This window comes from Pseudomonas baltica, from assembly GCF_014235765.1.
GTDB lineage: Bacteria > Pseudomonadota > Gammaproteobacteria > Pseudomonadales > Pseudomonadaceae > Aquipseudomonas > Aquipseudomonas baltica.
The window spans coordinates 1-19,304 of sequence record NZ_JACMYH010000009.1 but is presented as its reverse complement, the minus strand read 5'-3'; the positions used below and the strand labels follow the sequence as shown (position 1 = coordinate 19,304).

The 19,304-nt window shown below is 61.7% G+C and carries 18 protein-coding genes; 11 read left to right on the top strand and 7 right to left on the bottom strand.

Annotated features, from left to right (window positions below; all coding sequences use genetic code 11):
* Positions 1-18: 18 nt before the first annotated feature.
* The 4 genes from H7993_RS19445 to dksA all read right to left on the bottom strand — a co-directional run bounded on the left by H7993_RS19445 (position 19) and on the right by dksA (position 4,621).
* Positions 19-2,973 carry a sensor histidine kinase gene (locus tag H7993_RS19445; protein ID WP_163007662.1) on the bottom strand — a complete coding sequence of 985 codons (2,955 nt, stop codon included), beginning with the start codon at positions 2,971-2,973 and terminating at the stop codon, positions 19-21.
* On the bottom strand, positions 2,957-3,133 hold the full coding sequence (locus H7993_RS19440; protein ID WP_003250005.1) for a hypothetical protein: 177 nt from the start codon (positions 3,131-3,133) through the stop codon (positions 2,957-2,959). The genes H7993_RS19445 and H7993_RS19440 overlap by 17 nt, the downstream gene beginning before the upstream one ends.
* Before the next feature lie 92 nt (positions 3,134-3,225).
* The gene (gluQRS, locus tag H7993_RS19435; RefSeq protein ID WP_185795376.1) at positions 3,226-4,113 is read right to left on the bottom strand and encodes a tRNA glutamyl-Q(34) synthetase GluQRS; all 888 of its coding nucleotides are present in this window, start codon (positions 4,111-4,113) and stop codon (positions 3,226-3,228) included.
* Between the two features lie 64 nt (positions 4,114-4,177).
* Positions 4,178-4,621, bottom strand: a complete 444-nt coding sequence (dksA, locus tag H7993_RS19430; protein WP_122480168.1) for an RNA polymerase-binding protein DksA — start codon at positions 4,619-4,621, stop codon at positions 4,178-4,180.
* 244 nt (positions 4,622-4,865) lie between these two features.
* On the opposite strand from dksA, the gene H7993_RS19425 reads away from it, so the two are divergent.
* Together H7993_RS19425 and sfsA are read left to right on the top strand one after the other, a co-directional pair.
* Positions 4,866-6,041: a pyridoxal phosphate-dependent aminotransferase gene (locus tag H7993_RS19425; protein ID WP_185795375.1), complete on the top strand. Its 1,176-nt coding sequence runs from the start codon at positions 4,866-4,868 to the stop codon at positions 6,039-6,041.
* The gene (gene sfsA / locus H7993_RS19420) at positions 6,038-6,751 is read left to right on the top strand and encodes a DNA/RNA nuclease SfsA (RefSeq protein WP_185795374.1); all 714 of its coding nucleotides are present in this window, start codon (positions 6,038-6,040) and stop codon (positions 6,749-6,751) included. Before H7993_RS19425 ends, sfsA begins: the two co-directional genes overlap by 4 nt.
* Before the next feature lie 214 nt (positions 6,752-6,965).
* On the opposite strand, the gene H7993_RS19415 is transcribed toward sfsA, so the two are convergent.
* Together H7993_RS19415 and H7993_RS19410 are read right to left on the bottom strand one after the other, a co-directional pair.
* Positions 6,966-7,238 (bottom strand): TfoX/Sxy family protein, encoded by a 273-nt coding sequence (locus H7993_RS19415; RefSeq protein WP_185795373.1) that lies wholly within the window; start codon positions 7,236-7,238, stop codon positions 6,966-6,968.
* Positions 7,239-7,361: 123 nt separating this feature from the next.
* Positions 7,362-8,906 (bottom strand): AAA family ATPase, encoded by a 1,545-nt coding sequence (locus H7993_RS19410; protein ID WP_185795372.1) that lies wholly within the window; start codon positions 8,904-8,906, stop codon positions 7,362-7,364.
* Between the two features lie 119 nt (positions 8,907-9,025).
* Here H7993_RS19410 and mrcB point away from each other — a divergent pair, with 119 nt between their 5' ends.
* From mrcB to H7993_RS19395, 3 genes are read left to right on the top strand one after another with little or no spacing between them, the layout of a single operon-like run.
* Positions 9,026-11,350 (top strand): penicillin-binding protein 1B, encoded by a 2,325-nt coding sequence (gene mrcB / locus H7993_RS19405; protein ID WP_122480163.1) that lies wholly within the window; start codon positions 9,026-9,028, stop codon positions 11,348-11,350.
* A gap of 15 nt (positions 11,351-11,365) precedes the next feature.
* Positions 11,366-12,133, top strand: coding sequence for a tetratricopeptide repeat protein (locus H7993_RS19400; RefSeq protein ID WP_185795371.1), 768 nt, complete (start codon positions 11,366-11,368; stop codon positions 12,131-12,133).
* Complete coding sequence (locus H7993_RS19395) at positions 12,133-12,462, top strand: YqcC family protein (protein WP_185795370.1); 330 nt, start codon at positions 12,133-12,135, stop codon at positions 12,460-12,462. The genes H7993_RS19400 and H7993_RS19395 overlap by 1 nt, the downstream gene beginning before the upstream one ends.
* A 4-nt stretch (positions 12,463-12,466) precedes the next feature.
* Here the strand turns inward: H7993_RS19395 and H7993_RS19390 are convergent, their stop codons facing one another.
* Complete coding sequence (locus tag H7993_RS19390; protein ID WP_122480160.1) at positions 12,467-12,901, bottom strand: DUF4124 domain-containing protein; 435 nt, start codon at positions 12,899-12,901, stop codon at positions 12,467-12,469.
* A gap of 396 nt (positions 12,902-13,297) precedes the next feature.
* Between H7993_RS19390 and H7993_RS19385 the strand changes: the two genes are divergently transcribed.
* The 6 genes from H7993_RS19385 to msrQ all read left to right on the top strand — a co-directional run bounded on the left by H7993_RS19385 (position 13,298) and on the right by msrQ (position 19,276).
* Entirely contained in the window at positions 13,298-15,022 is a 1,725-nt protein-coding gene (locus H7993_RS19385; protein WP_122480255.1) for an acetolactate synthase 3 large subunit, read from the top strand.
* Positions 15,023-15,024: 2 nt separating this feature from the next.
* Positions 15,025-15,516: an acetolactate synthase small subunit gene (gene ilvN, locus H7993_RS19380; RefSeq protein WP_043190700.1), complete on the top strand. Its 492-nt coding sequence runs from the start codon at positions 15,025-15,027 to the stop codon at positions 15,514-15,516.
* 47 nt (positions 15,517-15,563) lie between these two features.
* Positions 15,564-16,580 carry a ketol-acid reductoisomerase gene (gene ilvC / locus H7993_RS19375; protein WP_043190697.1) on the top strand — a complete coding sequence of 339 codons (1,017 nt, stop codon included), beginning with the start codon at positions 15,564-15,566 and terminating at the stop codon, positions 16,578-16,580.
* 147 nt (positions 16,581-16,727) lie between these two features.
* Positions 16,728-17,576 carry a CDP-diacylglycerol--serine O-phosphatidyltransferase gene (pssA, locus tag H7993_RS19370; protein ID WP_122480158.1) on the top strand — a complete coding sequence of 283 codons (849 nt, stop codon included), beginning with the start codon at positions 16,728-16,730 and terminating at the stop codon, positions 17,574-17,576.
* Positions 17,577-17,642: 66 nt separating this feature from the next.
* Positions 17,643-18,656 (top strand): protein-methionine-sulfoxide reductase catalytic subunit MsrP, encoded by a 1,014-nt coding sequence (msrP, locus tag H7993_RS19365; RefSeq protein ID WP_185795369.1) that lies wholly within the window; start codon positions 17,643-17,645, stop codon positions 18,654-18,656.
* The gene (gene msrQ, locus H7993_RS19360; protein WP_185795368.1) at positions 18,656-19,276 is read left to right on the top strand and encodes a protein-methionine-sulfoxide reductase heme-binding subunit MsrQ; all 621 of its coding nucleotides are present in this window, start codon (positions 18,656-18,658) and stop codon (positions 19,274-19,276) included. The genes msrP and msrQ overlap by 1 nt, the downstream gene beginning before the upstream one ends.
* Positions 19,277-19,304 lie beyond the last annotated feature (28 nt).

Genomic DNA, 19,304 nt, shown 5'->3' with positions numbered 1-19,304 from the left:
TCAATTCTCTCGACGGTCTCAGTTCACAGCGGACGTCGCTTCGACATGACGCGGCAATGTCACCCGAATTCGGGTACCGCGCTGGCTCAGGGGATCGGCCGGGCTGTCGATGGTGATCTGTCCATAATGCTCTTCAACGATGGAATAGACCAGAGCGAGCCCCAGTCCGGTTCCTTCGCCCGGGTCCTTGGTAGTGAAGAACGGTTCGAATAACCGATCCATGATGTTCTTGGGAATACCGCTGCCTTCGTCCTCGACGATGAGGTCGACGGTGTGTTCGCACGCTTCGGTCTTGACCCGCACCGCGCCTCCGGCCACAGAGGCATCCCGGGCGTTGGACAACAGGTTGATCAGCACCTGGGCCAGGCGTTGTGGATCACCCACGGCCCAGTGCTCCGGATCGCACAGGTTGTAGAACTGGATCTCGAAGTTGCGCCTGTTCAGCGCCAACAGGCCGATGGCATCCTGCGCTACCTGAGCCAGGTTGACCGGCTCGTCACTGTGCTGGTGGCCGCCGGCATGGGCAAAGCTCATCAGCGACTGGACGATGCGCGACACGCGCTTGGTCTGCTCGAGAATCTGGCTGCTCAGTTCGGTGATCTCGCTGTCTTCCTCGCGCTCCTCGCGCAGGTTCTGCGCCAGGCAGGCGATACCGGTGATCGGGTTGCCGATCTCGTGGGCGACCCCGGCCGCCAGCCTGCCGATGCTCGCCAGCCGCTCGGAATGCACCAGCTTGTCTTCGAGCATCTGCGTTTCGGTCAGGTCCTCGACCAACACCACCAGCCCGCTGTTGCCGGGCGCGAGCGGCTCGTCGATGGCGGCCTTGTGCAGGTTCAGCCAGCGTGTCTGCCCATCCAGGGCGAGGCGTTGCTTGTGCAGGTGCTCGTCGGGCACGTTGATGAAGTCGATCAGCAGGCTGCGCCATGGCTGGCTGATGGTTACCAGGCGCGAGCCGACCACATGCTGCGCAGGCACGCCGGTCAGGTCTTCCATGGCCTTGTTCCACATCAGGATCTCCTGGTCCTTGGCCAGCGAGCAAACGCCCATGGGCAGCTCCTGCAGGGTCTGTCGATGATAGCGGCGCAAGGCATCGAGCTCGGCAGCAAGGCCGGTCAGGCGCGAGTGATAATCTTCCAGCCGGCTTTCGATGAAGTGGATGTCCTCGGTGACATAGTTCTCGCTGCCTGATTTATAGGGCAGGAACGTTTCCACCATGTCCTGCGCCACGCTGGGGCCCATCAGCCCGGACAGATTGGCTTCGATCCGGTCCCGCAGGCGCCGCAATGCGTAGGGCCTGCGCTCGTCGAAGGGCAGGTAGAGGTCACGCAGGGCCTGCTCCACCTCGCGCTGGGCGGCCTTGGCGCCCAACGGTTTGGCCAGTTGCGTGGCGAACTCCTGGGGGGACGCGGCATGCAGTTCGCGCCGCTGCGGGCGCCGCACGTTATCCACTGCACAGGCTTCGGCAGCACTGACTTCTTCGCTGCTGGCAGCGGTGAACAGCGAGATCAGCGTGAACAGCAATACGTTGGCAGCCAGGGAGGCGATGGCTGCCATGTGCCAGCTGGTATCGTCGAGCACGTAGATCATGTTCAGGCGCGGGATGTAGAAGCCTTGCAGGTTGCCGATCAGCGGCAGCAGCATGGTCACCAGCCAGACGGCCATGCCGGCCAGCAGGCCGGCGATGAATCCGCGTCGATTGGCGGTGGGCCAGTACAGCACCGACAGCACGCCCGGCAGAAACTGCAGCGTGGCGACAAAGGCGACGATCCCCAGGTGTGCAAGGTCCTGCTTGGCGCCCAGCAGCAGGTAGAAGGCATAGCCGGCCATGATGATGGCGACGATCAGCGCCCGGCGTGTCCACTTCAGCCAGCGGTAGATGTTGCCTTCGGCCGGCGGCTGGTACAGCGGCAACACCAGATGGTTGAGCATCATGCCCGACAGCGCCAGGGTGGTGACGATGATCAGCCCGCAGGACGCGGAAAGTCCGCCTACATAAGCCAGCAGCGCCAGTGACTTGCTGTTGGCGGCAATACCGATGCCCAGGGTGAAGAACTCGGGGCTGGTCGTCGCGCCCAGGCGCAGGCCGGCCCACAGGATCAGCGGCACCGCCAGGCTCATCAGCAGCAGGAACAGCGGCAGCCCCCAACTGGCACTGACCAGCGCACGCGGATTGAGGTTTTCGGTGAAGACCATGTGGTACATGTGCGGCATGACGATCGCCGAGGCGAAGAACACCAGCAGCAGCGTGCGCCAGGGTCCCTCTTGCAGCGGCGCATGCAGCGACGCGAGGGCCGTCTGGTTCTGCAGCAGCCATTGCTCCAGATCGTGCGGGCCGTCGAACACCCCGTACAGGGCATACAGGCCAATCCCGCCCAGGGCGATCAGTTTGATCACGGATTCGAAGGCGATGGCAAATACCAGGCCTTCATGCTTCTCGCGGGTGGCGATGTGGCGTGAGCCGAAGAAGATCGTGAACAGAGTGATCAGCACGCAAAAACTCAACGCCACGTGGTTCTGCACCGGTTCGCGAGTCATGATGCCAATGGAGTCGGCCACCGCCTGGATCTGCAACGCGAGCAGGGGCAGTACGCCGACCAGCATGAACACCGTGGTCAGCGCGCCGGCCCAGGTGCTGCGAAAACGAAACGCGAAAAGGTCTGCCAACGACGACAATTGGTAGGTACGGGTGACCTTGAGTATCGGATACAGCAACACCGGCGCCAGCAGGAACGCGCCGGAAACCCCCAGGTAGCAAGCCAGGAAACCATAGCCGTATTGATAGGCCAGGCCCACGGTGCCATAGAACGCCCAGGCGCTGGCATAGACACCCAGCGACAAGGTGTAGGTCAGCGGATGGCGGATGATCGCCCGCGCGATCATGCCGCGCTCGCTGACCCAGGCCACGGCGAACAGCACCAGCAGGTACGCGGCGCTGACCAGCAGCATCTGGGTAAGGCTAAAGCTCATCGGCATCACGCTGGCTCTGCAGGATAAAGGTCACCACGATCAGAATCAGCCACAGCAGGTAAGGTCGATACCACGCGCCCGTGGGCTCGATCCACCAGTCCATGATGGCGGGGGAGAACAGGTATATCCCCACCACCAGAAGCAGGACCAAACGATAGATATACATGCTGGCCTCGGGGTAGGGTAAGTGTGCGAAAACAGTGCGGCGATGGTAGCGGATCGGCGTGTCGCTGCGAAGAGCCGGGCACCAGCCGATCGCTACTCCAGCTGCGCTTCTGCCACCGTGCGCACCGGGGGAATCGCACCACTGTCCCAATGCTCCACACCCCAGCGCAACACATCGTCCACACTGCCGTGCGCCAGGTCCGCCTCGGGCCGCTGGCCCAGCGCCCGCAGGGCACGCACCAGCAGTGGCGCAGCCTGGTCCGCATCCAGGGGCGGCGATCGGTAGCTTTTGCCCAGCTTGTTACCGTCTGGCTGGGTGATCAAGGGAACATGCAGGTATCGCGGCTGCGGCAACCCGAGCAGCTCCTGCAGATACAGATGGCGCGGCGTCGAATCGAGCAGGTCGGCACCGCGCACGATGTCGGTCACTCCCTGCCACGCATCGTCCAGCACCACCGCCAGTTGATAGGCATACAGACCGTCGCGACGACGAATGACGAAATCCCCCGACTCGCTGCCCAAATGTTGTGCATACGTTCCCTGGACACGGTCCTCGAAGCGATAGCGCAGTTCCGGGACGCGCAGGCGGATGGCTGCATCCTGCGTGGAATGTCCGGCATTGCGGCACGTGCCGGGATAGATCCCTTGGTAGGGTTCCAACTGCTTGCGTGAGCAGGTGCACGCATAGGCCAGCCCCTGCGCCAACAGGCGGTCGATCACCTGTTGATAGGCCGCATGCCGCTCGCTCTGGTAGACCACCTCGCCATCCCACTGCAACCCGTAGCGCTCAAGGGTCTTGAGGATCGCTGCCGGTGCGCCGGCGACTTCTCTGGGCGGGTCCAGGTCTTCCATGCGCAGCAACCAGCGGCCACCTGCGGCGCGCGCGTCCAGCCATGAGGCCAGGGCGGCCACCAGGGAGCCGAAATGCAGGTAGCCGCTCGGGGTCGGAGCAAAGCGACCTATATAAGGAAGGGTAGTCATGGGTGCGGGATTCTACGGGCAATACAGAAACAAAAGGGCGCCGTGGCGCCCCTTTGTCGACAGGTCACTTGCCGACCTGTTTTTCCTTGATTTCCGCCAAGGTCTTGCAGTCGATGCACAGATCGGCGGTCGGACGTGCCTCGAGACGACGAATGCCGATCTCGATGCCGCAGGATTCGCACCAGCCGTACTCTTCGTCTTCGATCAACTGCAGCGTCTTGTCGATCTTCTTGATCAACTTGCGCTCGCGATCGCGCGCGCGCAGTTCGAGGCTGAATTCCTCTTCCTGGCTGGCCCGATCGGCCGGGTCTGGAAAGTTGGCGGCTTCATCCTTCATGTGGTCGACGGTGCGATCCACTTCCTGCATCAAGTCTTGTTTCCACTTGTTCAGGATCTTGGTGAAGTGAGCACGCATCGGCGCGCCCATGTATTCCTCGCCCTTCGTCGCAACGTAGGGAGCGAAGCCGGAAAAGTTGCCAGTACTTTGTTGCTTTTCATTGGTGGGCATGAATCAACCGCCTCTCGCTCTACTAATCCATTGCGCAGGATGATCCCTCTCCGACACCCGCCGGCCCTGCGACTGCAAGCCGGCGAACTTACCAGATCGAACCAGCACGCGCTACTCCCGGTTGTCGTGCCCGGAACGCCTGCGTCGCAGGCACGATGTGGTGGGTTTCGATCGCACGTTCGGCGAAACGTTCGATGCAAAGGTTGGGTAGAATCGGCTTTTTTCCTCGTCCCAAGGAATACCCATGGCTTCGCTCTACAGCGCACGCAGTCGCGCCATCGAACCTTTTCACGTGATGGCGCTGTTGGCCCGTGCCAATGAACTGCAGAGCCAGGGTCACGACGTGATCCACCTGGAAATCGGCGAACCAGACTTCACCACGGCGGCCCCCATCGTTGCCGCCGGGCAGGCCGCATTGGCCGCTGGCCATACCCGCTACACCGCAGCGCGAGGCCTGCCGGCGCTGCGCGAGGCGATCGCCGGTTTCTATCAGCAGCGCTACGGCCTGGACATCGACCCGCAGCGCATCATGATCACCCCGGGCGGCTCGGGAGCCTTGCTGCTGGCCGCCAGCCTGCTGGTCGATCCGGGCAAGCACTGGCTCCTGGCAGACCCCGGCTACCCGTGCAATAGGCACTTTCTGCGCCTGGTCGAGGGCGCCGCGCATCTGGTGCCGGTGGGCCCCGAACAGCGCTACCAACTCAACGCCCAACTGGTGGAGCAGCACTGGGACGAGCACAGCGTCGGCGCCTTGGTGGCATCGCCTGCCAACCCTACCGGCACACTGTTGAACAAGGACGAATTGAGCGCATTGAGCCAGGCCGTCAAGTCGCGCCAGGGGCATCTGGTGGTCGACGAGATCTACCATGGCTTGACCTATGGCACGACGGCCGCCAGCGTACTTGAAGTGGATGACGACGCACTCGTCCTGAATAGTTTTTCCAAGTATTTCGGAATGACCGGATGGCGACTTGGCTGGCTGGTCGCGCCGCCCCAAGCCATTCCTGAGCTGGAAAAACTGGCGCAAAATCTGTACATCAGTGCGCCGAGCATGGCGCAACATGCAGCATTGGCCTGCTTCGAACCGGCCACGCTGGAGATCTTCGAGCAACGCCGCGAAGCCTTCGGTCACCGCCGTGACTATCTGCTGCCCGCCTTGCGTGCCTTGGGCTTTGCGATTGCGGTCGAGCCTGAGGGTGCGTTCTACCTGTATGCCGATATCAGTGCATTCAGCGACGATGCCTTCGCGTTCTGCCAGCATTTCCTGGAAACCGAGCACGTTGCTTTCACGCCCGGCCTGGATTTCGGCCGCTACAAGGCCAGCCACCATGTGCGCTTCGCCTATACCCAAAGCCTTCCCAGGTTGGAGCAGGCTGTGGCGCGCATTACCCGTGGCCTGCAGAGCTGGCGGGCGCGATGATTTTTTCGCCGGCCCTGGAGCAGGGGCGCCTGATCCAGCGCTACAAGCGGTTTCTGGCCGACATCGAACTTGAAAGCGGTGAGCGGATGACCATTCACTGCCCCAACACCGGCTCGATGCTCAACTGCATGATGGCCGGTGGCCGCGTGTGGTTCACCCGCTCCAGCGACCCCAAGCGCAAGCTTCCCGGCACGTGGGAGATCAGCGAAACACCGCAAGGTCGGCTGGCATGCATCAATACCGCGCGGGCCAACGCCTTGGTCGAGGAGGCATTGCACGCAGGTCGCATACCGGAGCTTGCCGGCTTCGTTGCGCTCAAGCGCGAAGTACCCTATGGCCAGGAGCGCAGCCGTATCGACTTCAGGCTGGACTATCCCGGCGCGTCTGCATGGGTCGAAGTAAAGAGTGTGACCCTGGGCTTTGCCGGCAGTCGCATTGCAGCGTTTCCCGACGCTGTCACCCAGCGCGGCGCGAAGCACTTGCGCGAGCTGGCCGTACTGGCGCGCAGCGGAGTGCGGGCCGTGCAGTTGTACTGCGTCAACCTCGACGGTGTGGATGCTGTACGCCCCGCCACCGAGATAGACGCAGGCTACGCATTGGCATTGCGCCAGGCAGTGGAGGCTGGTGTTGAAGTACTGGCTTATGGGGTGCATCTGGATACGCACGAGATTGTCATCGACCATCGCTTGCCGGTGATCCTGCAAGGCTGAGTGGGCGAGGTGCTGCAAAAGTCGAGGCAAAAAAAGACCCGGCAAAGTGCCGGGTCAATAACCGTGATTAGCCTGATGAGGAGACATCTGGAAGTCCGAACCAAGGGCCTTCCAGAGATCACCAGTCTCGCGACTGGATGTGATAATCATAACGATTCTCATTTAAGAGTCAAGCGCTACGTGCAATTATTTCATCCGCCTGCGGACCCTCGGTCTAGAGCCTGCGAGGGGGCGACAGGGCTTCGACCTGGCTATTGAGACTGTTTTTCCGTTCGCACGACAGCTCACTCCAATGCACATTGCGCAACGCCCCTTCGATGGCATAGAGAAGCACTTTCGAGGCGCGGAAGCCGCGCTGCTTCACCGCGCAGTACGCCTGCACGGCACCTGCCCGGCGCAGGTCGGAAGCACTGTGGATGCCGACGGCATGCAGCCACTGTGCGGATGTCTTGCCCAGATTCTTCAGGGCCAGAAGTTCATCGGTCATCAAACCTCCTGGCCTCGGCCAAGGAATGAGCGGGGGGCGATGAAGCAGTTGCCAATCTGGCAGTGTAGCGGTGGCAGAGCGGCCTGCCGAATGGCCGATCTGCCTTCCGGGTCTGGCTGTATGTTACAGCCCTGGCAGGCGTTGCCGGATCTGCTTGACCAGCTTGTCCAGGCTGCCGCTTTCGTTGGTTTCCACGTGGCGAGTCTGCAGCAGCTCGGCTTCGCTCAACGGCTCGCGGCCGGCCTGCTGAGCGTCGATCACTGCCTGGGTAGCATCCGAAGGATCGTCGGCCTGTGCCTGGCGCTGCTGCAGCCAGCTGGATATCACGGCTGCGGGCGCGTTGCAGTCTAGGATCAGGAACGGCACTCCGGTGGATTCGGCGATTCGAGCTGCTGCCGCCCGTTGGTCAGCCTTGAGATAGGTCGCGTCGATCACCACCGGCAGGCCGGCGCGCAGCACGTGCTCGGCCAATGCGTGCAAGTGCAGGTAGGTCGCTTCGCTGGTGCTGGCGTCATACAGGCCCGTTTCGGCGGTCTGGGCACCGAACAGGCGTTTGCGCTCCACGTCCGAGCGCAGGCGGATGGCGCCCAGCGCTTCGACCAGGCGCAGCGCGACGTGGCTCTTGCCTACCGCCGACACACCGCTGGTAACGGCCAGAAAGCGCGAAGGAATGGCGCTGTAGCTTTCCGCCAGGTTCGCGTAATTGCGGTACTGGCGCAGCGTCGTTGCACGCTGCACTCCACTGGCGTCGGGCGACATGCTGAACAGGGCCACCTTGGCCCGTACCAATGCGCGGTAGGCCTTGTAGAAGTTGAGCAGCTCCAGCCCCTGGTAGTCACCGGTCAATTCCAGGTACTGGCTGACGAAGCGCCGCGCCAGGCTTTTCAGCCCGCGGTCTTCTAGGTCCATGGCGAGGAAGGCGATATCGGCATACACATCGGTGAAACGGAAAGGCTCGTTGAACTCGATGCAATCGAAGATCACCACTTCGCCATCGATGACGGTGGCGTTGCCCAGGTGTATGTCGCCATGGCACTCGCGGATGAACCCTTCCTGCTTGCGCAGCGCCAACAGCGGCTCCAGGCGCACGTAGCTGCTTTGGGCCCAGGCCTGCAAGGCATCCAGCTGGGCCAGATCATCCTTTTCGGTAAGGAACGGGCGAATCTGTTCGAAGTTCTGCTCGACGGGGGCCATCGCCGCCTTCGGCGTGCCGGCCTCGTGCGCCTCCGGCACCACTGGCGCGGCCCGGTGGAAATCGGCAATCTGCCGCGCCAGCGAATCCACGTGCTCCTGGGTCAGCTCACCATTGGCCTGCAGGGTGCTCAGCAGGTTGCCGCCTTCGAATTGGCGCATCTGCAAGGCATACTCGATGGGTGCGCCTTCGCCGCCCAGTCGAGGCGTTTGCGCGCTGCCGGTGATCGGCAGAACCTGCAGATACAGGTCGGTGGTCAGGCGCTGGTTCAGTCGCAGCTCCTCGGCGCAGAAGTGGGAGCGGGCGGACAGTTCGGTGAAGTCCAGAAAGCCGAAATTCATCGGTTTCTTGATCTTGTAAGCGTAAGGCCCGGTCAGTATCACCCAGGAGATATGCGTCTCGATGACCTGGAACCCTTCTACCGGATGCGGGTACAGGGCCGGGTTTTGCAGGGCGGCGATCAGGGTCTGGCTCACAGGCGATCCTTCATTGGCAGAGGTGATTTCAAGGCGGTCATTATGGCCACTGCCACCGATGATGCAAACCGCCGACGGTCCCTGCCCGCGACAATTCAAAGTGCGTATAATCCGCCGCCATGACTCGAACCCGATCTTCCCGTACCCCCAAAAAACCTCCTTCCGGCGGCTTGCGCACCTGGCTTGGCTGGGGCCTCAAGCTGGGTCTGGTAGGCCTGGTGATCCTGGCCGGCTTTGCCGTCTACCTGGACGCCGTTGTGCAGGAAAAATTCTCTGGCAAGCGCTGGACCATTCCCGCCAAGGTCTACGCACGCCCGCTCGAGCTGTTCGTCGGTCAGAAACTGGCCAAGAATGATTTCCTCACCGAACTCGATGCGCTCGGCTACCGTCGGCAAACGACCGTCGACGGTCCCGGCACCGCCTCGGTCAGTGGCAACACGGTCGACCTCAATACCCGCGGCTTCCAGTTCTACGAAGGGCTCGAGCAGCCGCAGGCGGTGCGCGTCAAGTTTTCCGGCGACTACGTCTCCGAACTGGGCGGCGGCGCAGGCAAGAAGGTCGCGGTGGTGCGCCTGGAGCCGTTGCTGATCGGCGGCCTGTACCCGAAAAACCTGGAAGACCGCATCCTGATCAAGCTCGACCAGGTGCCGCCGTACCTGCTCGACACACTGGTCACCGTCGAAGATCGCGACTTCTACCACCACTTTGGCGTCTCGCCCAAGTCGATCGCACGCGCCATCTGGGTCAACACGTCCTCGGGTGCCATGCGCCAGGGCGGCAGTACCCTGACTCAGCAGTTGGTCAAGAACTTCTACCTGACCAACGAGCGCAGCCTGACCCGCAAGCTGACCGAAGCGATGATGGCGGTGTTGCTGGAGCTGCACTACGACAAGGGTGAAATCCTCGAGGCCTACCTCAACGAAGTCTTCGTTGGTCAGGACGGCCAGCGCGCCGTGCATGGCTTCGGCCTTGCCAGCCAGTTCTTCTTCAGCCAGCCCTTGTCCGAACTCAAGCTGCATCAAGTGGCTTTGCTGGTGGGGATGGTCAAGGGGCCGTCTTCCTATAACCCGCGGCGCAATCCGGAACGGGCGATGGAACGCCGCAACCTGGTGCTCGATCTGCTGGCCCAACAGGGCGTGGCGACCCAGGAGGCGGTCGATGCGGCCAAGAAGATGCCATTGGGCGTGACCAAGCGCGGCAGCCTGGCGGACAGCTCGTTCCCTGGCTTCCTCGACCTGGTCAAACGCCAGCTGCGCGACGACTACCGCGACGAAGACTTGACCGAAGAAGGCCTGCGGATCTTCACCAGTTTCGACCCTATCCTGCAGACCAAGGCCGAATCGTCGGTCACCGATACCTTCAAGCGCCTGGCCGGGCGCAAGGGGTCGGACGAGGTCGAGGCGGCCATGGTCGTCACCAACCCTGAAAGTGGTGAGGTCCAGGCGCTGGTCGGCAGCCGCGTACCGGGTTTTGCCGGCTTCAACCGCGCGCTCGACGCCGTACGCCCGATCGGCTCGCTGATCAAGCCTGCGGTGTACCTGACCGCGCTGGAGCAGCCGAGCAAATACACCCTGACCAGTTGGGTGCAGGACGTACCGTTCTCGGTCAAGGGTGCGGACGGCCAGATCTGGAAGCCACAGAACTACGAACGTACCTCCAATGGCACGGTGTTCCTGTATCAAGGCCTGGCCCATTCCTACAACCTGTCGACGGCTCGATTGGGTCTGGAACTGGGCGTGCCCAATGTGCTCAAGACCCTCGGCGAACTGGGCGTGCAGGTCGACTGGCCAGCCTACCCGTCGATGTTGCTCGGTGCCGGTGGCTTGTCGCCCATGCAAGTGGCAACCATGTACCAAACCCTGGCCAACGGCGGTTTCAACACGCCTATGCGTGGCATTCGCAGTGTCCTCACGGCCGAAGGCGAACCGCTCAAGCGCTACCCGTTCCAGATTCAGCAGCGCTTCGATCCTGCCTCCATCTACCTGATCCAGAACGCCATGCAGCGCGTGATGCGCGAAGGTACCGGACGTTCGGTCTACAACGTGCTGCCGAGCAGCCTTAACCTGGCCGGCAAGACCGGCACCAGCAACGACTCTCGCGACAGCTGGTTCGCCGGCTTCAGCCAGGACGTGCTGGCCGTGGTCTGGCTGGGCCGTGACGACAATGGCAAGACGCCGTTCACCGGTGCCACCGGTGCGCTGCAGGTCTGGACCAGCTTCATGAAGAAAGCCGATCCCTTGCCTTTGGATACGCCGGTGCCGGAAAACGTGGTGCAGGCCTGGATCGACGCCAAGACCGGACAGGGCTCGGATGCCAGCTGCCCCAACGCTGTGCAGATGCCGTATATTCGTGGCAGCGAACCGACGCCAGGCACCGCATGCGGCGGTGCCAATCCGGCGGCCGACGATTCGGTGATGGACTGGGTCAAAGGCTGGTTGAACTAAGCAAAGGGGAATGAAGTGAACAAGTGGTGGTTTCCTGCCTTGACGGCATTGGCTTTGCTCAACGGTTGCGCCAGCGTGGAGCGTGGCTCCATTCCAGTGGTCGATTCCGGCTCTGCGGTCACCAATGGCGAACGCGTGTCGCGTACCGGCGGCTTCCGCCAGACCACCGTGGTCCGGCCCAAGGCGCAGGCCCAGGCGATCACCGAAGATTCCGGCGTGGTGGTCATGGTTCCGCAGGGTGCAGGCTCGCAGCCGATCCAGAGCTTTCCGGCGCCGGGCAACAGCGCGCCGATCAGCACCGGCCCGATCACACCAGGCCCGATCGTCCCTGGCCCGAGCAGCTCGGCCCCGGCCTATGCCCCGCCGGCGCCCAGCACGACCTACAACATGCCGGCCAATGCTCCTAGCGGGATTCCGCGAGCCAGCGGCAACAGCGCCGGCCTGTCCGCCGATGAGCAGTTGGACGGGCCGGTGCTTGCCCTGTTGACCACGGCCCAGCAACAGCAGGGCGGTGGCGACTTGAACGGTGCGTCATCGAGCCTGGAGCGTGCGCAGCGGATCGCACCGCGCGAACCGCAGGTTCTGTACAAGCTGGCTCAGGTGCGCCTGGCCCAGGGTGATGCGGCCCAGGCCGAGCAACTGGCCCGTCGCGCGCTGACCTATGCCAATGGCCGTCCGGATCTGCAGGCGAGCCTGTGGAACACCATTGCCCAGTCGCGCGACAAGCAGGGTGATGCCGCCGGGGCCAATCTGGCCCGTCAGAAAGCCAAGAGCGCGTCTTGATGGATAATCGTTTTCTGGCGATTGCCGAACACCTGCTGTTGATCGAACGCGAGCTGCGCCAGCAGGGTTGGTGGCAGGACGTGCCACCCAGCGCCGAAGCGCTGGCCAGTGTCGAACCATTCAGCGTCGACACCCTGGATTTCGATCAGTGGCTTCAGTGGATCTTTCTGCCGCGCATGAAAACCATCATCGAGCAGGACCTGCCATTGCCCAATGCGTCGGGCATCCTGGCCATGGCCGAAATGGTCTATGCCGATCGCGCCGAGCAGAGCCGCGGCCTGCGCGCCAGCCTGGCGCGTTTCGACGAGTTGATCGGCCAGGTGCGCTAGCCCTTCAGCTGCACTGCTCGTCGATCACCTTGCGCACTTCCTCGATCCTCGCCTGACGCTCCTGCTCTGTCAGGCGCTTGACCTCGCCGTTGACCTGTTGAAGCACCCGCGGATTGTTCTTCAGCTGCGCCAGGTTGGTCCTGACGCCGGTACAGAATTCGTTGCGTCGCGCTGCCTCGTCGGCAACCTGCGATTTCACTTTGCGGTCGATCCTGCGTTGCTCGGCTTCGCCACTGGCTTTCATCACCGCTTCGTTGGAGATCGGCTCGGGCGGGGTCACCGGTTTCACGCCTTCGACGGCTGTCGCCTGAACACCGTTGGGCGGTCGTGCATCAAAATGCGTCACACCTTGGCTATCGACCCATTTGTAGATTTGCCCTGCCATTGCCAACGGGCACAGGGCAAGCAGCAGGATACTCACAGCAATGGTTGAACGCATGGCGCCTTCTCTGAGGGTGGGTTACGCATGAAACTACCATAGCCTGGCAGCTCGGCAGGGTTTATTGCGCCGTTTGGGTGCAGGCGCGCAATAAAATGCACGCATCGCTTGACTTGCAGCAGACGAATCACAACAATCGAAAGTCCGCTGTACAGGGACTGCCAGAAGCAGACCCACACAGCAGAGCACAGGCGCACACCAGCGCCGACCCGTAATACCCGCAACGCGTTACCTCGCGCTGGGTGGGAAAAACCCGTGACACTTGGGTACTCCCAATACTTGCTCAGTCAGTGCTGACGTACGTCGGCGACCACCGTCGCTCATGCTCTGCTGGCAGTAAACCTATTAAGACCCGTTCCCATGGAACGGTATTCTGGCGTTTTAGAGGTGAACAACGTGGAGCTTTTATCTGGCGCTGAAATGGTCGTCCGCTTCTTGCGCGACGAAGGCGTTAAGCACATCTACGGGTACCCCGGCGGTGCCCTCCTGCATGTATACGATGCCCTGTTCAAGGAGCCTGCTGTCGAGCACGTGCTGGTCCGTCACGAGCAGGCAGCCACCCACATGGCCGACGGCTATGCCCGTGCCACCGGCAAGGCCGGTGTCGTGCTGGTGACCTCCGGTCCGGGTGCCACCAACGCCATCACCGGTATCGCCACTGCCTACATGGACTCCATCCCGATGGTGATCCTCTCCGGGCAGGTGGCCAGCACGCTGGTGGGTACCGACGCGTTCCAGGAAACCGACATGATCGGCATCTCCCGGCCCATCGTGAAGCACAGCTTCATGATCAAGCACGCCTCGGAGATCCCCGAAGTCCTGAAAAAGGCCTTCTACCTGGCGCAGTCCGGTCGGCCCGGCCCGGTCGTGGTCGATATTCCCAAGGACATGACCAACCCGGCCGACAAATTCGAATACGTCTATCCCAAGAAGGCCAAGCTGCGTTCCTACAGTCCGGCGGTCCGTGGCCATTCCGGGCAGATCCGCAAGGCTGTCGAGATGCTCCTGGCGGCCAAGCGCCCGGTCATGTACGCCGGTGGCGGTGTCATCCTCGGTGGAGCTTCCGCTGCCTTGACCGAGCTGGCCCAGATCCTCGACCTGCCGGTCACCAACACCCTGATGGGGCTGGGCGCCTACCCGGGCATGGATCGCCAGTTCGTCGGCATGCTCGGCATGCACGGCAGCTACACGGCCAACCTGGCCATGCACCACGCCGATGTCATCCTGGCCGTGGGCGCACGCTTCGACGATCGCGTGATCAACGGCGCCGCCAAATTCTGCCCCAACGCCAAGATCATCCACATTGACATCGACCCGGCGTCGATCTCCAAGACCATCAAGGCGGACGTGCCCATTGTCGGTCCGGTGGACAGCGTTCTGACCGAAATGCTCGCCACCCTCAAGGACATCGGTGAAACCCCGAACAAGGACACCGTTGCCAGTTGGTGGAAGCAGGTCGAGGAGTGGCGTGGCGAAAACGGCCTGTTCCCCTACGACAAGGGCGATGGCTCCAAGATCAAGCCGCAGAAGGTCATCGAGACGCTGTGCGAGGTCACCCAGGGCGACGCCTACGTCACCTCGGACGTCGGCCAGCACCAGATGTTCGCGGCCCAGTACTACCTGTTCAACAAGCCCAATCGCTGGATCAACTCCGGTGGCCTGGGCACCATGGGCTTCGGTTTCCCAGCGGCCATGGGCGTCAAGATGAGCTTCCCCGAGGCCCACGTTGCCTGCGTGACCGGGGAGGGCAGCATCCAGATGAACATCCAGGAGCTGTCTACCTGTCTGCAGTATGGCTTGCCGGTCAAGATCATCCTGCTCAACAACGGCGTGCTCGGCATGGTGCGCCAATGGCAGGACATGAGCTACGGAGGTCGCCATTCGCATTCCTACGTCGAATCCCTGCCTGACTTCGTCAAGCTGGTCGAAGCGTATGGCCACGTCGGCATGCGCATCACCGATCTCAAGGATCTCAAGCCGAAAATGGAAGAAGCCTTCGCCATGACCGACCGCCTGGTGTTCCTCGATATCCAGGTCGACGTCGGCGAGCACGTCTATCCGATGCAGATCAAGGACGGCTCGATGCGCGACATGTGGCTCAGCAAGACGGAGCGGACCTAATCATGCGGCACATCATTTCGCTTTTGCTCGAGAACGAACCCGGCGCCTTGTCGCGCGTGGTAGGGCTGTTCTCGCAGCGCAACTACAACATCGAAAGCCTGACCGTGGCGCCTACCGAAGACCCGACCCTGTCGCGCCTGACGTTGACCACGGTAGGGCAGGATGAAGTGATCGAACAGATCACGAAAAACCTCAACAAGTTGATCGAGGTGGTCAAGCTGGTAGACCTGTCGGAAAGCGCGCACATCGAACGCGAACTGATGCTGGTCAAGGTCAAGGCCACTGGCGCCCAACGCGCCGAGATCAAACGCACCACGGACATCTTCCGCGGGCAGATCGTTGATGTCAGCAGTAGCGTCTACACCGTTCAGCTGACGGGCACCAGCGACAAGCTGGATAGCTTCCTGCAGTCTATCGGCACCGCCTCGATCCTCGAAACCGTACGCAGTGGCGTGACCGGTATCGCTCGTGGCGACAAAGTGCTGAGCATCTAACTCAATTAGCGACCGGCCGAAACGGCCTAGATAACAGGTGATATTCAATGAAAGTTTACTACGACAAAGATTGCGACCTCTCGATCATCCAGGGCAAGAAAGTAGCCATCATCGGTTACGGCTCCCAGGGCCACGCCCAGGCGTGCAACCTGAAGGATTCGGGCGTCGACGTCACCGTGGGCCTGCGCAAGGGCTCGGCTACTGTCGCCAAGGCCGAGGCCCATGGCTTGAAAGTAGCCGACGTCGCCACTGCCGTTGCCGGTGCCGACCTGGTCATGATCCTGACCCCGGACGAGTTCCAGTCCCAGCTGTACAAGAACGAAGTCGAGCCCAACATCAAGCAGGGTGCAACCCTGGCTTTCTCCCACGGCTTCGCCATTCACTACAACCAGGTCGTGCCGCGCGCCGACCTGGACGTGATCATGATCGCGCCCAAGGCGCCGGGTCACACCGTACGTACCGAATTCGTCAAGGGCGGCGGTATTCCTGACCTGATCGCCATCTACCAGGATGCCTCGGGCAACGCCAAGAACGTCGCGCTGTCCTACGCTTCCGGTGTGGGCGGCGGCCGTACCGGCATCATCGAAACCACCTTCAAGGACGAGACCGAAACCGACCTGTTCGGCGAGCAGGCCGTTCTCTGTGGCGGCACCGTGGAACTGGTCAAGGCCGGTTTCGAAACCCTGGTCGAAGCCGGCTATGCGCCTGAAATGGCCTACTTCGAGTGCTTGCACGAACTCAAGCTGATCGTCGACCTCATGTACGAAGGCGGTATCGCCAACATGAACTACTCGATCTCCAACAACGCCGAATACGGCGAGTACGTGACCGGCCCTGAAGTCATCAACGCCGAATCGCGCCAGGCCATGCGCAATGCACTCAAGCGCATCCAGGATGGCGAGTACGCCAAGATGTTCATCAACGAAGGCGCTACCAACTACCCTTCGATGACCGCCAAGCGTCGCAACAATGCCGCCCACGGCATCGAAGTCATCGGCGAGCAGCTGCGTTCCATGATGCCTTGGATCGCCGCCAACAAGATCGTCGACAAAGCCAAGAACTGATACAGTTTCAGGCGACAAAAAACGCGGCCATGGCCGCGTTTTTTCGTTATGGTGGCAAGCTTCTGGTATAAAGCGGCAACGTTTTGCGGTCGAACCCTCGACCCAGACGCCTGTCGAAACTTTCCACACCGTTGCAAGGTATTGTCCATGAGCGAACGTCCCGAAGAGCCAAACAAGGCTCCTGACGCCGAAAGCCTCCTGCCGATCGATGAGCATGTCGAAGAAGGGCATGACGCCGAAGGACGTAAAGTCCGGCACCGCGGCATCTATCTCCTGCCCAACCTGTTCACCACGGCAAACCTGTTTGCGGGCTTCTACTCGATCATCAACTCGATCAGTGCCCAGAGCGCCGGCAATGCTGCCGAAGCCAGCAAGTATTTTGCCTACGCTGCCATCGCCATCTTCGTGGCCATGGTGCTCGATAGTCTGGACGGTCGCGTTGCGCGCATGACCAATACCCAGAGCGCCTTCGGTGCGGAATACGACTCCCTGTCCGACATGGTCGCATTCGGCGTCGCACCCGCGCTGCTGGCCTTTGGCTGGGCACTGGGTGACATGGGCAAGGTCGGCTGGATGGTGGCCTTTATCTACGTTGCAGGTGCGGCACTGCGCCTGGCGCGGTTCAACACCCAGGTCGGCACCGCCGACAAGCGCTACTTCATCGGCCTGGCCAGTCCGGCTGCTGCCGGTGTGGTCGCAGGTCTTGTGTGGGCGTTCAGCGACTACGGCATCCAGGGCTCGAAGATGTCTTTCCTGGTCGCCCTGCTGGTGGCGGCAGCAGGCATGCTGATGGTCAGCAACATCAAGTACAACAGCTTCAAGGAGCTGGATCTCAAGGGTCGAGTGCCTTTCGTAGCCATCCTGGCGGTCGTCCTGGTGTTCGCCGTGGTGTTCAGCGATCCACCCCGCATCCTGCTGCTGATCTTCCTCGCCTATGCCGCTTCCGGCCCGATACAGTATTTGTTACGCATGCGTCGTCACAAAAAAGCAGAGTAAATTCAATTTCACGCATAATCCGTAGTCTCTTGGTGTGTTGAACACAGCCAAGGCTACGGAGGCACCATGCTTATCAAGCTATCGCGTGCTTCGGACTGCAAAGAGTCCGAAGTCACCCCCGAATCGATCTATCTCTCGCGCCGCTCGCTCATGGGCGCCACCGCAACAGCCTTGGCCGTTTCGGCACTTCCCTCTTGGGCATCCGCTGCCGACCCATCGCGCTATGAAGGCGTCGACCCTAGCGGTGCGCCCGCCTGGTTGAACGACAAGCTGGGTAAAACCCGCTGGGGCGCGGTCACCGTGCAAGGCGAGGCGATCACGCCTTTCAAGGATGCTACCCACTACAACAACTTCTATGAGTTCGGCACCGGCAAGGGCGATCCGGCAGCCAATGCCGGCACCTTGAAGACCGAACCCTGGTCGGTGGTTATTGACGGTGAAGTGGCCAAGCCTGGGCGATATGCCCTCGAAGACTTCATGAAGCCTTATCAGCTCGAAGAGCGGATCTATCGGCTGCGCTGCGTCGAGGCATGGTCCATGGTCATCCCCTGGATCGGCTTTCCCATCTCGGCCTTGCTCAAGCAGGTCGAGCCCACCTCGAAAGCCAAGTACATCCGCTTCGAAACCTTGCAGGACCCCAAGAGCATGCCCGGTCAGCGCTCCGGCTTTGCCCTGATCAACTGGCCGTATGTAGAAGGCTTGCGCCTGGACGAGGCGATGAATCCGCTGGCAATCCTTGGGGTAGGCATGTACGGCCGCGAGTTGCCCAACCAGAACGGCGCACCCTTGCGCCTGGTAGTGCCGTGGAAGTACGGGTTCAAAAGCGTCAAGTCCATCGTGCGTATCAGCCTGGTCAGCGAACGGCCAGAGACGACCTGGGAAAACATCGCTCCCAGCGAGTACGGCTTCTATGCCAACGTGAACCCGGAAGTCGACCATCCGCGCTGGACACAGGCACGTGAACGGCGTCTGCCCAGCGGGCTGTTCAGCCCCAACGTGCGTGAGACCGCGATGTTCAACGGGTACGCGGAGGAGGTTGCTTCCCTCTATACCGGCATGGATCTGCGGAAGAACTACTGATGCGTTATCCGTTATGGCGTCTGAGTGTGTTCGTGGTGGCGTGCGTATGGCCTTTGTTATGGCTGTACCAGGCCTGGATATTTGCCTTGGGCCCTGATCCAGGCAAGGTGCTGGTCGATCGGCTGGGGTTGGGCACCCTGATACTGGTGATGATCACGCTGTGCATGACGCCCCTGCAGAAGTTGTCTGGCTGGGCCGGCTGGATAGCAGTGCGACGGCAGTTGGGCCTGTGGTGCTTTGCCTATGTATGCCTGCACCTGGCGGCCTATCTGTTCTTCGTTCTAGGGCTGGACTGGAGTCAGCTTGGTGTCGAGCTGATCAAGCGCCCCTACATCATCGTCGGCAGCCTTGCGTTCCTTTGCCTGCTTGCACTGGCCGTGACGTCCAACCGGTACAGCCAGCGTCGACTGGGTCGGCGCTGGAAGCAGCTGCATCGCCTCATCTATGTGGTGTTGGGCCTGGGGCTGCTGCACTTCCTCTGGATCGTCCGCGCCGATCTGGAGGAATGGTCGATCTACGCTGCCGCGGGTGCATTGCTCCTGCTGCTTCGCGTTCCTGCCATCGCTCGGCGGATTCCCCGTGTAATGGGGCGAAAACCGCCCATTGTGAAAAAGACCTGAATTAACGGTTGACGGGCTCGCCAATCAC

Coding starts and splice junctions, on each gene's coding strand:
- H7993_RS19445 (WP_163007662.1), bottom strand. CDS start 2,973: ATGCCGATGAGCTTTAGCCTTACCCAGATGCTGCTGGTCAGCGCCGCG.
- H7993_RS19440 (WP_003250005.1), bottom strand. CDS start 3,133: ATGTATATCTATCGTTTGGTCCTGCTTCTGGTGGTGGGGATATACCTG.
- gluQRS (WP_185795376.1), bottom strand. CDS start 4,113: ATGACTACCCTTCCTTATATAGGTCGCTTTGCTCCGACCCCGAGCGGC.
- dksA (WP_122480168.1), bottom strand. CDS start 4,621: ATGCCCACCAATGAAAAGCAACAAAGTACTGGCAACTTTTCCGGCTTC.
- H7993_RS19425 (WP_185795375.1), top strand. CDS start 4,866: ATGGCTTCGCTCTACAGCGCACGCAGTCGCGCCATCGAACCTTTTCAC.
- sfsA (WP_185795374.1), top strand. CDS start 6,038: ATGATTTTTTCGCCGGCCCTGGAGCAGGGGCGCCTGATCCAGCGCTAC.
- H7993_RS19415 (WP_185795373.1), bottom strand. CDS start 7,238: ATGACCGATGAACTTCTGGCCCTGAAGAATCTGGGCAAGACATCCGCA.
- mrcB (WP_122480163.1), top strand. CDS start 9,026: ATGACTCGAACCCGATCTTCCCGTACCCCCAAAAAACCTCCTTCCGGC.
- H7993_RS19395 (WP_185795370.1), top strand. CDS start 12,133: ATGGATAATCGTTTTCTGGCGATTGCCGAACACCTGCTGTTGATCGAA.
- H7993_RS19390 (WP_122480160.1), bottom strand. CDS start 12,901: ATGCGTTCAACCATTGCTGTGAGTATCCTGCTGCTTGCCCTGTGCCCG.
- ilvN (WP_043190700.1), top strand. CDS start 15,025: ATGCGGCACATCATTTCGCTTTTGCTCGAGAACGAACCCGGCGCCTTG.
- ilvC (WP_043190697.1), top strand. CDS start 15,564: ATGAAAGTTTACTACGACAAAGATTGCGACCTCTCGATCATCCAGGGC.
- pssA (WP_122480158.1), top strand. CDS start 16,728: ATGAGCGAACGTCCCGAAGAGCCAAACAAGGCTCCTGACGCCGAAAGC.
- msrP (WP_185795369.1), top strand. CDS start 17,643: ATGCTTATCAAGCTATCGCGTGCTTCGGACTGCAAAGAGTCCGAAGTC.
- msrQ (WP_185795368.1), top strand. CDS start 18,656: ATGCGTTATCCGTTATGGCGTCTGAGTGTGTTCGTGGTGGCGTGCGTA.